Below are 13726 nucleotides of genomic sequence, written 5' to 3'. Positions count from 1 at the left end.
TTGTCTCCGTTTCGATCGGGCGGGCAGAGAAGTCTGGCCCGGCCACCGCGGTATGGTACGCAGCAATCGTTGGCAATCCAATATGAATGGAAATGCATACGTTTTAGCGCCCGGATAACCGATGTAGCAATCGAACCGGCGCAACTGCTCCTATAATGCAGCGGGCTTTCCCACAAAAATTCACCCATGCTCCACGTCAAGCTCGGCTACACCTTCACCCAGACCCCAAGCGACAAGCCGCAACTGGAGAACCCGCTGTTCGACATGTTGTCGGCCATTCACAGCACCGGCTCGGTTGCGCAGGCGGCGCAGCGGCTCGGGCTCTCCTATCGCCATGTATGGGGCGCGATCAAGAACTGGGAATCGACGCTCGGTTCCGAATTGATCGTGTGGGAACGCGGCAAGCGCGCGCGCCTGTCGGGCTTCGGCGAGAAGCTGCTGTTTGCCGAGCAGCGGGCCAAGACCCGCGTCATGCCGCAGATCGAAAACCTGGTGGCCGAAATCGAGCGCGAATTCGCGCTGGCATTCGACCGCGGCGCGCATGTGGTTTCGGTTTTCGCCAGCCATGACCTGGCGCTGCCGCGCCTGAAGGATTTCATGGCGCAGCAAGAAAAGCTGCACCTGGACCTGCAGTTCCGCGGCAGCATCGAATGCATCGAGGGGCTGTCGCGTGGCGAATGCCTGCTGGCCGGCTTCCACATCAGCGAAGACCGGGCGCCGGGCACGCTGACGCAAAAAATCTTCAAGCAATTGCTCAAGCCCGGCAAGCACAAGCTGATCAATTTCCTCGCGCGCGAGCAGGGACTGATGGTGAGCCGCGGCAATCCGAAGAACATTCGCGGCGTGCCTGACCTTGTCCGGCCGGAGCTCCGGTTCGTGAACCGGCAACCGGGCTCCGGCACCCGCGTCGAGATCGAGCAAATGCTGGTGCAGCATGGCATTGCCGCATCCAGCGTGAACGGTTACGACCAGGTCGAGCCCAACCATTTGTCGGTTGCCGCTGCAATTGCATCCGGCCGCGCCGATACCGGCATCGGCATCCGCGCCGCCGCCACACAATTCGGGCTGGATTTCATTCCACTGGTCCGGGAACAGTATTACTTCGCCTGCCTGAAGGACACGCTGAAGGAGCCATCCATCGTCAAGTTGCTGGAACTGCTTGCGCGCGACGAATGGCGCGTCCTGGTCGCGGACCTGCCCGGATATGATCCAGCCGCGGCAGGAGAAGTGGTATCGCTGCGGCAGGCCTTGCCGTGGTACTCGTTCAGGAAGCCCAAACCGGTGAAGCCGGAGGCGGCGGAGGCCTGAACCACCTGAGACCGCCCTGCCCGGCCTTGGTGGCCAGGCGCGCCGGCTGCATGCGAAACCGGATGCCGATTCCTTTGCCCGGCGTCAGTCCATCGACAATACCCGGAACGCCGCCTGCAGCCGCTTTTCATAAGCGGCACGCTCCGCTTTGGCGCGCTCTGGCGGCCACTCCACGAAGCCGGCGCCGGCTTTCATCCCGGTCTTGCCGGCTGCGATGATGCCGGCCACGCAGTCGGCCAGCACATGGGTGTTGGACAAGGAGGGATAAATCTCCTGCGCCGCCCGCGCCATGCTGTCCCATCCCGAAATTTCCTTTTGCAGCACCGGACCCGCCGCCGCATAGCGGAAGCCGAAGCTGTAGCGCACGGCAGTGTCGACATCTTCGGGCGATGCAATGCCGCTGTCGATCAGGGCCAGCGCTTCCCGCATCAGCGCGTGCTGGATGCGATTGGCCAGGAAGCCGGGGATGTCACGCCGCACCAGCACCGGCTTCTTGCCTGCGCGGCGATAGAGTTCGCAAACTTTTTCAGCCAGGGCCGGATCGGAATCCTCCCCAAGCGCGACCTCGACCAGCGGTACCAGATGCGCCGGCATGAAGTAGTGGGCGTTGAACATGCGCGAGCGCGTCGCCAGTCCTTCCGTGATGCGCGTGATCGGAAAGCCGGAGCTGTTGGTGCCGATCGGAATGTGGGCCGGCACCCGGGCGTCGAGCGCGGCGAACAATTCGCGCTTCAACTCAAAATTCTCGGCGACGGTTTCGATCACCCAGTTCACGCCCGGCCAGTCGTTCCAGCTATCGATCAGACCGGCGGAGCCGGCGCCGGGCGCAAGGCCCTCGACCCGATCCAGGGTGGCTGCGAGTTTCTCTGCGTCGGCCAGCACGGTCGCTGCCTTGTCCAAGCTGCGGCCGAGGAATACCACTGCCATCCCCGCATTGATGAATCCTGCGCCAATCCCCACGGCCATCGTGCCAGTGCCGATTACGACGATTTTTTCCACGCTTTCTTCTCCTCTCGAAATTTCTGACTTGTCCATACAAGCACGACCAAAGTGCGCTGTTCCTTGTGCTGCAATTGAATTGATCTTACACTTGAATCAATCTCGTGTAACGCAAACAACTTGTCCGGACTTGTTTTGTAGTTTCTTCACACTTGTCCTCAACCGAAAAAACAAACAGGGAGCTCCATGTTCAATCCGTTCAAACAGCCGGAACTGATCAAGGCTGAAGTTTTCATGTCGATGCCGGAGAAATTCCGCAAGAAATCCCGCACCGCCTGGTCCGATCCCAACCGTCAGGGCGCGGAGGTGGAGTGCTTCCTCGAAGGCCCTTCCTTCGATCGCGACGGCAACCTGTGGTTTCTCGACATCCCGTTCGGACGCATCTTCCGCATTACGCCGAAACGGGAATGGGAACTGGTCTGCCAGTACGACGGCTGGCCGAACGGCCTGAAGTTTCACAAGGACGGGCGCGCTTTCATCACCTGCTACAAGCACGGGCTGATGGTGCTGGACCCGAAGACCGGCAAGATCGAGACCGTGCTGAGTTCGATGTACAGCGAATCGTTCAAGGGCCTGAACGACCTGCACTTCGCATCCAATGGCGACCTGTATTTCACCGACCAGGGGCAAACCGGCATTGCCGATCCGACCGGCCGCGTATTCCGGCTGCGCGCAAACGGCCAGCTGGACCGGCTGGCGCTGAACGTTCCCAGCCCGAACGGGATCACGCTCAACACGCAGGAGAAGCACTGCTTCGTCGCCGCCACGCGCTCGCAACAGATCTGGCGCCTGCCGCTGATGGCGGACGGCTCGGTCTCCAAGACCGGCGTCGCGATCCAGCTTTCGGGCGGTGCGGCCGGCCCGGACGGCATCGAGATGGATTCCGAAAACGGCCTGCTGGTCTGCCACCTCGGCGTTGGCGTGTGGCGCTTCGATAGCAACATGCTGCCGACCCATCTGGTGTATTCCGAAAACAAGCACCACCATCACCTGGCCAACATCTGCTTCGGCGGCCCGGACAACAAGAAGCTGTACATCACCGAGTCCCTGTCCGGCGACATCCTGGTCGCCGACATGCCTGTCGCGGGCAAGCAGATGTATGGCCTTTCCTGAGCATGGCCTTCACTGATTCTCGCGTTGATCCCGGGCAGCCGAAGACGCTGCACGAAAAGCTCGCCCGGGATTTGCTGGAGAGGATCCGCTCGGGCGAGTGGCCGGTCGGCTCGTCCCTGCCGTCGGAAAAGGCATTGTGCGAGGAGGCCGGCGTCAGCCGGCATACCTTGCGCCATGCGCTCAAGAGCCTGCAGGAGCGCGGCTTCATCGAGCGCCGCCAGGGCGCTGCATCGACTGTCATATCGTGTACGCAGCCGCGGGTGTACAGCCAGGACTTCAACACACTGCGCGACGTCCTGCGCTATCCGGGCAACACCTATCGCGAGAACCAGGTGGAGCGTTACGTCGAATGCGACACGACGCTGCAGCCGATCCTGAAAGCGCCGCTCGGCTCATCCTGGTATCACATCGGGGCCCTGCGCCGCGACGAGCAATCGAAGCTGGCGCTGGCATGGACCGACATTCATATCCTGCACAAATTCGCCAAGGTGGCGAAGATGAAGAACCATGCGCGCGAAATGGTGTTCGAGCAGATCGAGCGGCATTTCGGCGTCAGCATCGACCGCGCAGAAATACAGATCGACGTCGACGTCCTGTCGGCGCAGCACGCAAAGCTGCTGGATGTGCCCCCAGGCTCGCCGTGCCTGGTCATCACGCGCCGCTACTTCGATGCCAAGGGCGACCCGTTCGAAGTCACCGTTACCCGCCATCCGCAAAACCGCTTCACCTTCAACATGGAGTTGAAAGGATTGTCCCGCCCTTCCAGTACCAGCAACTGAATGCCGCAATCGCTGTTCAACATCAACCAAGGATCAAGACCATGAATATAAAGAGACGCCTCCTGATGATGTTCCTGATGTCACTGTCGGCGGCAGGGGCGGCCCACGCCGCTACCTTTCCCGAAAAGCCGGTGCGCATGGTGATCGGCTACGGGCCGGGAAGCTCGACCGACATCATCGGCCGTATTGTTGCGCAGGGATTGTCCGAGCAGTGGAAGCAGCCGGTAATCGTGGAAAACCGTCCCGGCGCGGCCGGCAATATCGCCGCCGATTCGGTCGCCAAGTCGACTGGGGACGGCTACACCATACTGTTCGCACAGAACGGGCTGGCGATCAGCATCGCCGCCAACCCCAGCCTCCCCTTCAATGGCACAAAGGACTTGCTGCCGGTTGCCGGCGTGACCTCCACCCCGCATATCCTGGTGGTCAATCCGAACTCGCCCGCCAAGAGCGTGGCCGAGCTGGTAGCAACCGCCAAGGCCAGGCCGGGCAAGCTGAACTTCGGCTCATCCGGCATCGGCAACTCCGATCACATGGCCGGCGAACTGTTCAAGGTGCTGGCCGGGATCGATGCGGTGCATGTTCCCTACAAGAGCGGCTCGCTGGCCGCGACCGACCTGCTCGGCGGCCAACTGGATTACTACTTCGCCGGCATGCCGGTCGGCCTGCCGCAGTACAAGGGCGGCCGCCTGCGCGCGCTGGCCGTGACCGCCGCCACCCGCTACCCCGGCACGCCGGAATTGCCGACCATGCAGGAATCGGGACTCAAGGACTACGAGATGACGCTGTGGCAGGGCGTGTTCATGCCGGGCAGCACCGGGCCTGACCTTGCCGGCTTCGTCGCCACCAGCGTGGCCAGGTTGCTGGAGGATCCGGCCATGCGCGAACGACTGACCAAGGCCGGCGCCCAGGTCGCGCCCTTGTCGGCGGCGAAGTTCAACGAGCTGTATGTCAACGACATCGCGCGCTGGAAAAAAATCATCCCGGCCGCAAACATCAAGCTGCAGTGAGCAAGCGCAAACCTGGCAACCAACGATGACCTCACGAAGCGAATCCAACCCGGTCAGCTTTGACCGGCTCCAGGCCTTCCTGTCCAGAGGCCTGGAGCACGCCGGCCTGCCCGCAGAAGATGCCGGCCGCGTCGCCACCCTGATGGCCACTGCCGACCTGCAGGGCTCGGACGGGCACGGCGCGATACGCTTGCCACAGTACGTGAAGCGCATTCGCGCCGGCGGCATCAACACCCGTCCCGACATTCACGTCGTCACCGAACGTGCTGCGATGGCGGTGATCGACGGCGACAACGGCATGGGGCACCTGGTCATGTCGCAGGCCGTGGACCTGGCGATGGAAAAGGCCAGGAATGCTGGCATCGGCTGGGTCGGCGCCCGCAACAGCAATCACGCCGGCCCGGCGTCGCTGTATGTGCGCAAGCCGGTGGAGCACGACATGATTGCGCTGTACTTCGCAGTCGGCAACGCCAATCACCTGCCGCCATGGGGCGGTGCGGAAATGCTGCTGTCGACCAATCCGATTGCGGTCGGCGTGCCGGCCGGCGACGAGCCGCCGGTCGTGCTGGACATGGCGACCACGGTTGCCGCCTACGGCAAGGTCAAGGCCAAGGCCAAGCGCGGCGAGCAAATGCCCGAAGGCTGGATGATCGACCGCCAGGGCCAGCCCCTGCTCGATCCGAAGCGCGCCGACGAAGGTTTCCTGCTGCCGATCGGAAATCACAAGGGTTATGGGCTGGCCCTGATCGTCGGACTGCTGGCCGGGACCCTGAACGGCGCGGCGATGGGACGGGACGTGGTCGACTTCAATCACGACCACACCACGCCGACCAATACCGGACAGTCGGTGCTGGTGCTGGACCTGGCGGCATTCGCCGAGCCATCCGTGTTCAAGGCCGCGCTGGATCACCTGATCCGGGACTTGCGCAACAGCGAGCGCCTGCCCGGCGTGGAGCGGATCTGGCTACCGGGCGAGCAGAGTTTCGGCAAACGCCGGGAGTATGCGGAAAGGGGAATTCCCCTGGCCGCCGGACTGGTCAAGGACCTGGCGGCATTGGCGGAAGAACTGGGGATCGAGCCTTTGTGATGGCCGCTTTGTGATGGCCGCTTTGGGGAGCGCCGCAACTGGCGCTTCCCTTTGCCTCCCTTGAAAGACCGCGAGAGGGACGCCCTTCAAAACTGCAACGGCGCTCCCGCATACCACAGCGCCAGCGGACATAACACCAGGAAGCAGGCCGTGGACGCCACCACCGAGCCGGCGGTTGCATCCGCATGGTCGGTATAGCGCTGCGCGTACATGTAGTTGATCACCGCCACCGGCATCATCATCTGGAACAAGGTGACGCCGGCCACCTCCGGCGGCAGCCCAAGCAACTTGACGACTGCCGTACCGCCGACCACGCCGACGCCCAGCCTGATCATGCCGAGCATGAAGCCTTCCCGGATGCTGCTGAACGAGATCGTCACCAGTGTGTACCCCAGGCTGATCAGCATCAACGGAATCGTCAGGCTGCCCAGCATGCGGGTACTCTCGACAATCCAGCCCGGCACCGGCAGATCCGCCACCCGCAAGATCACTGCGGATACCGCCGCCAGCACAACCGGGCTGATCAGGCCGGGCTTGCCGGCCTTGCCCCCCTTGTTCGCCGTGAGCAGGGAGACTCCCACCGTGTGCTGCAGGAACGAGGTGACGGAAAAAAAAGCCACCGCCACCGACAGCCCGGCATCGCCAAATGCGAGTTGCGACAGCGGCAAGCCAAGGTTGCCGGCGTTGGGGAAGGTCGCGGTCGGGACCAGGGTACGCACCGGAAATCCGGCGATCCGCAGCACGATCGCGCTCAGCACGCCCATCAACGCAATGCCGAGCACGGCAGCCAGGGCCACCGATACCACCGTCCCAGGCGCCAGCCGGGTGGTCGCCAGCGTGTGGAACACCAGTGCCGGCGTCGCCACCATGGTCACCAGCGTCGACACGAACATGCCCGGATAGGCCAGCTTGCGATGACCCCACCCTATGCCGACAGCGATACAGACAAGTACCGGCATCAGCATCGTGCCAACCGCCAAATAGACTCCCGCCAGGCCTGCAATCATCTCGCGCACTCTCGTTTCCGGATTCCGGTTTTCAACCGAAGGACCCGAATGATCGCATTAATTGCAGAACAATTTGCAGACGGGAAAATAGCTGGTTGACATTTTATTTCACATCCGTGAAACTTAATTCATGAATGTGAAAACCGCAACCAGAGTCCTGGATCTGTTCGAGGCCTTCGCCAATGAAGGGCGACCGCTGCCCTTGTCCGAACTGGGACGCCTGCTCGAGATCCCGGTATCCAGCTGTTTCGCACTGGTGCGCACGCTCGAGAACCGCGGCTACATCTACGAGGCCGAAAGGCGTGCCGGCTACTACCCGACCAAGCGCCTGCTCCAGATTGCCGAAAAAATTTCCTCCGGCGACTCGCTGCTCGGACGCATGGGCCCGCTGCTGGCGAAACTTCGCGACGACACCAGGGAAAGCATCATGTTCGGCAAGCTGCAGGCCGGGATGGTGGTCTACCTCGACGTCGTCGAGTCGGAACAGCGCGTTCGCTACACCGCCGGCGCCGGCGAGTTCCGCCCTATCCACGCCAACGCGGTGGCCAAGGCTATCCTCGGCGCGCTCGATCCCGAAGAGCGCCATGCGATGCTGGCCGACTGCCAGTGGGCCAGGTTCACCGATTTCACCCTGACCGACGAACAAGCGCTGGAGGCAGACCTGGCACTCTCGCGCGAGCGCGGCTGGTATTCCAACCTTCGCGAGAGCGTCGACGACCTCGCCGCAGTGTCGTGGTCGTTCCGGTTCAACAAGGAGTGGTACGGGATTTCCGTCGGCGGACCCAACTACCGGATGGAACCCCTGCTGGAAGAACACGCCGCCAGGGTGCGCGCGACCTGCGCCGCCGCGGAGCAGCTTGGATGATGGCGCTCCGGCAAGCAGGGAAGCAGGCAAAAATCAATCAATCAAAGACCAGCCAGGTCAAGAACAGGAACCGACAAAGGCAAGCATGAACGAGACTGACACTTCCAGACCCACCGGCATCCAGGCCGCGCACCAGACGGCGCTGGACGATGGCCGCTTCCTGATCCAGCGCTGCAATGGCTGCAGCCGCCATGTGTATTTCCCGCGCGAGCTATGCCCGCATTGCGGCAGCGACCAACTGGCGCTGGTGCCGCCGTCCGGACTGGGCACCGTGCACGCGGTGACCACCGTACGGCGCAAGCCCGATGCCGGCGGCGACTACAACGTGTCGCTGGTGGACCTGGACGAAGGCGTGCGCCTGATGAGCCGCGTCGACAACCTGCCCCCGGCGGACGTGAAAATCGGCCAGCGCGTGCAAGCCCGGGTGAAAGTCGAAAATGGACAGGGCCTGGTCGTGTTCGATGCACTGGAAGGGGAAAAGGCATGAGCCTGCAATCATTGCGCGGCAGCGCCGCCATCGTCGGCGTCGCCACCTTCGGCCAAGGCGAGGCACATGGCTTCACCGATATGGAAATCCTGGCGCGCTCGGCGCGCGCCGCAGTGGCCGATGCCGGCCTGAAGATGAGCGACATCGACGGCTTGTGCACCGCCAGTTCCAGCGCCAGCATGTGGTCCATGCCGGTGGTCGAATATCTCGGCATCCGTCCTCGCTTTTTGGACAGCACCATGCTGGGCGGCTCCAGCTTCGTCGCCCATCTGTTGCCGGCGATGCTGGCGCTGCAGTCCGGCCAGTGCAATGCGGTGCTGGTCTGCTACGGCAGCGCGCAGCGTACGGCCGCATTCGGCCGGCGCGAGATGGTCGCAGCCCGCCGCCACCTCGACCCCCAGCCTTACGAAACGCCGTATGAACCGATGCTGCCGCCTTCCGCCTATGCACTGGCGGCGTCGCGCCATATGCATCAGTTCGGCACCACCCGGCGCGACCTGGCCGAAGTGGCGGTGGCGGCGCGCGCCTGGGCGCGCATGAATCCGGAAGCCTTCATGCGCGATCCGCTGTCGATCGACGACGTGCTGAATGCACGCATGATCAGCGATCCGCTTTCGGTGCGCGACTGCTGCCTGGTCACCGATGGTGGTGGCGCCTATGTGCTGGTGCGCGCCGAGCGGGCGCGCGACCTGCCCAGGAAGCCGGTGTACGTGCTGGGCAACGCGACTGCGGTGTGGAATCGCCAGATTTCGTCGATGCACGACCTGACGGTGACCGCTGCGACCGAATCCGGCCGCGAAGCATTTGCCATGGCCGGCCTGACGCCGTCCGACATCGACATGGTGCAACTGTACGACGCCTTCACCATCAACACGCTGCTGTTCCTGGAAGACCTTGGCTTCTGCAAGAAGGGTGAAGGCGCGGCCTTCGTGCAGAACGGCGGCATCGCGCCTGGCGGACACCTGCCGGTCAACACCAATGGCGGCGGCCTGTCCTGCGTACATCCGGGCATGTACGGCATTTTCACCATCATTGAATCCGTGCGCCAGTTGCGCGGGGAGTGCGGAGAACGGCAGATAGCGGGGGCGCGCACGGCGGTTGCCCATGGCAACGGCGGCATGCTGTCCAGCCAGTCGACCGCCATCCTCGCCACTGAAGAAGTCCTCTAGAACAAAGATCGAAAGAAGAAGCCATGATCCGTGATCCCGAAACGCTCGATGCCTTCCTCTCCTCGCTCAACCGCTTCGTGCGCGAGCGGCTGGTGCCGGCTGAAGAGCTGGTAGCCGAAACCGACGTGATACCCGAGGACATCGTCAGGGAAATGAAGCAGATCGGCCTGTTCGGCCTGACCGTGCCGGAGGAGTACGGCGGACTCGGCCTGACGATGGAAGAAGAAGTGATGGTGATGCTGGAAATGGGACAGACCTCGCCCTGCTTCCGCTCGCTGTTCGGCACCACGGTCGGCATCGGCTCCCAAGGCATCCTGATGGACGGCACCGAGGACCAGAAAGCCAAATACCTGCCGCTGCTGGCGACCGGCGAACTGATCGCCTCGTTCGCGCTGACCGAGCCCGAGGCCGGCTCCGACGCGGCGTCGCTGCGCACTACCGCAATACGCGACGGCGACCACTACGTCGTCAACGGCACCAAGCGCTACATCACCAACTCGCCGCACGCAGGGATTTTCACGCTGATGGCGCGCACCGATCCGAACAACAAGGGTGCGGGCGGCGTGTCGGCTTTCATCGTCGAACGCAACACGCCTGGCATTTCGATCGGCAAGATCGACAAGAAGATGGGCCAGCGCGGCGCCCATACCGCCGACGTGATCTTCGAAAACTGCCGGGTGCCGGCCAGCCAGCTGATCGGCCACAAGGAAGGCCAGGGCTTCAAGACCGCGATGAAAGTATTGGAAAAAGGCCGCATCCACATCGCGGCGATTTGCGTCGGCGTCGCCGAACGCATGCTGCGCGATGCGCTTCGTTATTCGATCGAGCGCAAGCAGTTCGGCAAGTCGATTGCCGATTTCCAGCTGGTGCAGGCGCTGCTGGCCGACAGCCAAGCCGAAGTCTATGCTGCGCGCTGCATGGTGATCGACGCCGCCCGCAAGCGCGACGAGGGCCGCAACGTGTCGACCGAAGCCTCGTGCTGCAAGATGTTCGCATCCGAAATGTGCGGCCGGGTGGCGGACCGCGCGGTGCAGATTTTCGGCGGCGCCGGCTATCTGGCCGAATACGGCATCGAACGCTTTTACCGCGACGTGCGCCTGTTCCGCTTGTATGAAGGAACGACCCAGATCCAGCAGATTGTCATTGCACGCAATATGGTGCGCGACTTTGCCGAATAATGAGTAAAGCGGGTTTGGATGCAGCAATGATGAAGAAGCAGAAAGCCAGTTTCATGTAGTACACAGATGCGGGCCTGACCAGCCCCGAAAATAATCAAACCAAAGGAGACACAGCATGAAAAAACTATCCCGCACCGGCAGCATGCGCCGCAAGTTGAACGCCGCCCTGTTCGGCCTGCTCGCCGTTGGCAGCACGGCCACGCTGGCGCAATCCGGCCAGACCGTCAAGCTGCTGGTCGGCTACACCGCAGGCGGCCCGGTGGATGCCGGCGCCCGCGTATTCGCCCCCTACTTCGCCAAGGAACTTGGCATGCAGGTGGTGGTGGAAAACAAGCCGGGCGCCGGCGGCTCGATGGCTGGCGACTACGTGGCCAAGTCGCAGCCGAACGGACTGACGATCTTCTTTGGCGCCAGCCCGACCATGACCATCACGCCGCATGTGCTGAAGGCCATGCCCTTCGATCCGGTCAAGGACGTGGTGCCGCTGGCGCCGATCCTGACCTACGCCAACGCGCTGGTCGCCAACAAGGACATGCCGTTCAAGAATGTGCAGGAACTGGTGGCCTACGCCAAGGCCAATCCGGGCAAGGTGACTTACGGCTCGGCCGGCATGGGCGCATCCAACCACCTGAGCGGCGAGTTGTTCGCAGTACGCACCGGCACCCAACTCAGCCACGTGCCCTACAAAGGAAATGCCCCGGCAATGACCGACGTGATCGGCGGCCAGATCACGATGATGTTCGACATCGTCAGCACCGCCCGCAACTACATTTCCAGCGGCCGCGTGCGGCCGATCGCGGTTACCTCGCTGGCGCGCAATCCGTCGCTGCCCGATGTGCCGACCATGCGTGAAGCCGGCATCGCGGATTATGAAGTGCTCGGCTGGTACGGCCTGTTCGGCCCGGCAAAAACCCCGGCCGACATCGTCGCCAAGATCAACAAGGCAGCGCAGGCAGCACTTGCCAATGAAGAACTCAAGCGCAAGCTGATCGAGGCTGGCTATGATTTGTGGGTTGGCGGACCGCAAGTGCTGGGCGACAAGGCAGCACGCGACCTGGCAATGTGGGGCAGCGTCACCAAGAACATCAAGTTCGAATGATGCAAATGCCAATGCGCATGCCCCGGCTTCACGATCTTTTCGATCGCCGGCTGGCGCAGTCGCCGGAGCACGCCTTCCTCTACCTGCCGGGATCCGCCATCACCTTGCGCTCGCTGGGCGCGATGGTGGCGGTGCTGGAACAGGAGTTGCGATCGGAAGGCGTGCAGCCCGGCGACCGCGTGATGATCGCGGCCGAGAACTGCCCCGAGCATGTGGCGCTGATCCTGGCCTGCAGCCGGGTCGGCGCCTGGTCATGCGGCGTCAATGCCCGCATGTCGCGCGGAGAACTCGATGGTTTCGCTGCCACCGCCGATCCGCGCCTGTTCTATTTCACCTCGGCCGTGTCGGACGCAGCTGCACGGCATGCGCGTGATGCACGGGCCGTGCCGTCTGCGCTGGCAGGGCTGGAACGCAGCGAAACCCGGCGCGAGGCGACAGCCGAAACGGGGCCGCTGGCGGAGTCGGTCGCGGCCATCATCTTCACCTCCGGCACCACCGGCCAGCCGAAAGGCGTGCTGGTTTCGCATGCCGGCCTGCTGCAGTTCGGCCGCGTCTCCAGCGAATCGCGACAGCTGAAACCGGAAGACCGCTCGTATGCCTACCTGCCGATGACCCATATCTTCGGCCTTGGCACGGTGCTGGCGGCCTCGCTGCATGCTGGCGCCGGCCTGGTCATGCGCAACCGCTTCGATCCGGCCGACGTATTCGATGCCCTCGCCTCGGGCGGGGTGTCCAACCTGCAGGGTCCGCCGGCAATGTTCTCGCGGCTGCTGGCATGGCTGGACGAACAAGGAACGGGAATGAATCGCCCCTCCTGCCCTGCCCTGCGCTATGTGTACGCCGGCGCGGCACCGCTGGACATCAACCTGAAGCGGGCAGTGGAAGAACGCTTCGGCCACCCGCTGCATCACGGCTACGGCTTGTCCGAATATGCCGGCGCGCTGGCCGTGGTCCGGATGGGCGAGCAGCGCAACGACACCTCGGCGGGCTATCTGGTCGAAGGCGCGGAATTGCGCATCGTCGATGAGGCTGGCCGCGACCTTGCCGCGGGCGAGCGCGGTGAAATATGGATGCGCGGCGTCGGGCTGATGCCCGGCTACTTCCGCGACCCGGAGAGCACCGCCAAGGTGATGCAGCCCGGCGGCTGGTACGCCAGCGGCGATGTCGGCTACGTCGACCCGGACGGCGCACTGTACGTGGTTGGCAGGCTGAAGGAAATGATCATCCGTTCCGGCTTCAATGTATATCCGGGAGAGATCGAGAGCGTGCTCGGCGCGTTTCCCGGGATTCGCCGGGCAGCGGTGGCGGGCCGCAAGCAAGACGATGGCAACGAGGAAATCCTGGCGTTCATCGAGACCGACGATCCGTCGGTGCCGGACCAGCAAGCATTGCAGGCGTGGATTGCGGACCGCCTTGCCCCTTACAAGCGCCCGGCGCGAGTGATACGGGTGGAGGCGTTTCCGATGACGCTGAGCGGGAAGATATTGAAGCGGGAGTTACTGGAGCAGGCTGTGGGGATGTAGGGCTGCGGATGCATGGAATGCTCGCTGCCCTTCAAGGCTGAACACCACCCACATCCTGGTTCGTAGCGCAGACCGACGAACGCCACGAACGCTCCCTCCCTT

Annotated in this window: 13 protein-coding genes; 11 read left to right on the top strand and 2 right to left on the bottom strand. The window is 63.3% G+C overall.

All coding sequences use genetic code 11. From position 1 onward, the window contains the following. The first annotated feature begins 186 nt into the window (after nt 1-186). On the top strand, nt 187-1308 hold the full coding sequence (locus tag FVE66_RS04535) for a substrate-binding domain-containing protein (RefSeq protein ID WP_151446167.1): 1122 nt from the start codon (nt 187-189) through the stop codon (nt 1306-1308). Between the two features lie 84 nt (nt 1309-1392). Here the strand turns inward: FVE66_RS04535 and FVE66_RS04530 are convergent, their stop codons facing one another. Then, entirely contained in the window at nt 1393-2307 is a 915-nt protein-coding gene (locus tag FVE66_RS04530; RefSeq protein WP_206668708.1) for a 3-hydroxyacyl-CoA dehydrogenase NAD-binding domain-containing protein, read from the bottom strand. 186 nt (nt 2308-2493) lie between these two features. Between FVE66_RS04530 and FVE66_RS04525 the strand changes: the two genes are divergently transcribed. From FVE66_RS04525 to FVE66_RS04510, 4 genes are read left to right on the top strand one after another with little or no spacing between them, the layout of a single operon-like run. Continuing rightward, entirely contained in the window at nt 2494-3420 is a 927-nt protein-coding gene (locus FVE66_RS04525; protein WP_151446165.1) for an SMP-30/gluconolactonase/LRE family protein, read from the top strand. A 2-nt stretch (nt 3421-3422) separates the two neighbouring features. Continuing rightward, nucleotides 3423-4199, top strand: a complete 777-nt coding sequence (locus FVE66_RS04520) for a GntR family transcriptional regulator (protein WP_151446164.1) — start codon at nt 3423-3425, stop codon at nt 4197-4199. 41 nt (nt 4200-4240) lie between these two features. Further along, nucleotides 4241-5209: a Bug family tripartite tricarboxylate transporter substrate binding protein gene (locus FVE66_RS04515; protein WP_151446163.1), complete on the top strand. Its 969-nt coding sequence runs from the start codon at nt 4241-4243 to the stop codon at nt 5207-5209. A gap of 25 nt (nt 5210-5234) precedes the next feature. Continuing rightward, complete coding sequence (locus FVE66_RS04510; RefSeq protein WP_151446162.1) at nt 5235-6296, top strand: Ldh family oxidoreductase; 1062 nt, start codon at nt 5235-5237, stop codon at nt 6294-6296. A gap of 86 nt (nt 6297-6382) precedes the next feature. On the opposite strand, the gene FVE66_RS04505 is transcribed toward FVE66_RS04510, so the two are convergent. Then, nucleotides 6383-7303 carry an AEC family transporter gene (locus FVE66_RS04505; protein WP_151446414.1) on the bottom strand — a complete coding sequence of 307 codons (921 nt, stop codon included), beginning with the start codon at nt 7301-7303 and terminating at the stop codon, nt 6383-6385. A 130-nt stretch (nt 7304-7433) separates the two neighbouring features. On the opposite strand from FVE66_RS04505, the gene FVE66_RS04500 reads away from it, so the two are divergent. The 6 genes from FVE66_RS04500 to FVE66_RS04475 all read left to right on the top strand — a co-directional run bounded on the left by FVE66_RS04500 (nt 7434) and on the right by FVE66_RS04475 (nt 13624). Next, entirely contained in the window at nt 7434-8168 is a 735-nt protein-coding gene (locus FVE66_RS04500; protein WP_151446161.1) for an IclR family transcriptional regulator, read from the top strand. Nucleotides 8169-8253: 85 nt separating this feature from the next. Next, nucleotides 8254-8655 carry a Zn-ribbon domain-containing OB-fold protein gene (locus FVE66_RS04495; protein WP_151446160.1) on the top strand — a complete coding sequence of 134 codons (402 nt, stop codon included), beginning with the start codon at nt 8254-8256 and terminating at the stop codon, nt 8653-8655. Further along, nucleotides 8652-9824 (top strand): thiolase, encoded by a 1173-nt coding sequence (locus FVE66_RS04490; RefSeq protein ID WP_151446159.1) that lies wholly within the window; start codon nt 8652-8654, stop codon nt 9822-9824. The genes FVE66_RS04495 and FVE66_RS04490 overlap by 4 nt, the downstream gene beginning before the upstream one ends. Before the next feature lie 23 nt (nt 9825-9847). Further along, nucleotides 9848-11002: an acyl-CoA dehydrogenase family protein gene (locus FVE66_RS04485; RefSeq protein WP_151446158.1), complete on the top strand. Its 1155-nt coding sequence runs from the start codon at nt 9848-9850 to the stop codon at nt 11000-11002. A 115-nt stretch (nt 11003-11117) separates the two neighbouring features. Continuing rightward, nucleotides 11118-12101, top strand: coding sequence for a Bug family tripartite tricarboxylate transporter substrate binding protein (locus FVE66_RS04480; RefSeq protein ID WP_241673000.1), 984 nt, complete (start codon nt 11118-11120; stop codon nt 12099-12101). Beyond that, a complete protein-coding gene (locus tag FVE66_RS04475; RefSeq protein ID WP_421829029.1) occupies nt 12098-13624 on the top strand; it encodes a class I adenylate-forming enzyme family protein in 1527 nt (508 codons plus the stop codon). The genes FVE66_RS04480 and FVE66_RS04475 overlap by 4 nt, the downstream gene beginning before the upstream one ends. The last annotated feature ends 102 nt before the right edge of the window (nt 13625-13726 follow it).

The organism is Lacisediminimonas profundi (genome assembly GCF_008831265.1).
GTDB classification, from domain to species: Bacteria; Pseudomonadota; Gammaproteobacteria; order Burkholderiales; family Burkholderiaceae_D; genus Lacisediminimonas; species Lacisediminimonas profundi.
This window is presented reverse-complemented; position numbering and strand designations above follow the sequence as displayed.

Bases quoted from the DNA above. Each gene is read 5' to 3' on its own strand.
- FVE66_RS04480 (WP_241673000.1), top strand. From the start codon at position 11,118: ATGAAAAAACTATCCCGCACCGGCAGCATGCGCCGCAAGTTGAACGCC.
- FVE66_RS04525 (WP_151446165.1), top strand. From the start codon at position 2,494: ATGTTCAATCCGTTCAAACAGCCGGAACTGATCAAGGCTGAAGTTTTC.
- FVE66_RS04500 (WP_151446161.1), top strand. From the start codon at position 7,434: ATGAATGTGAAAACCGCAACCAGAGTCCTGGATCTGTTCGAGGCCTTC.
- FVE66_RS04485 (WP_151446158.1), top strand. From the start codon at position 9,848: ATGATCCGTGATCCCGAAACGCTCGATGCCTTCCTCTCCTCGCTCAAC.
- FVE66_RS04520 (WP_151446164.1), top strand. From the start codon at position 3,423: ATGGCCTTCACTGATTCTCGCGTTGATCCCGGGCAGCCGAAGACGCTG.
- FVE66_RS04515 (WP_151446163.1), top strand. From the start codon at position 4,241: ATGAATATAAAGAGACGCCTCCTGATGATGTTCCTGATGTCACTGTCG.
- FVE66_RS04510 (WP_151446162.1), top strand. From the start codon at position 5,235: ATGACCTCACGAAGCGAATCCAACCCGGTCAGCTTTGACCGGCTCCAG.
- FVE66_RS04495 (WP_151446160.1), top strand. From the start codon at position 8,254: ATGAACGAGACTGACACTTCCAGACCCACCGGCATCCAGGCCGCGCAC.
- FVE66_RS04505 (WP_151446414.1), bottom strand. From the start codon at position 7,303: ATGATTGCAGGCCTGGCGGGAGTCTATTTGGCGGTTGGCACGATGCTG.
- FVE66_RS04475 (WP_421829029.1), top strand. From the start codon at position 12,098: ATGATGCAAATGCCAATGCGCATGCCCCGGCTTCACGATCTTTTCGAT.
- FVE66_RS04490 (WP_151446159.1), top strand. From the start codon at position 8,652: ATGAGCCTGCAATCATTGCGCGGCAGCGCCGCCATCGTCGGCGTCGCC.
- FVE66_RS04535 (WP_151446167.1), top strand. From the start codon at position 187: ATGCTCCACGTCAAGCTCGGCTACACCTTCACCCAGACCCCAAGCGAC.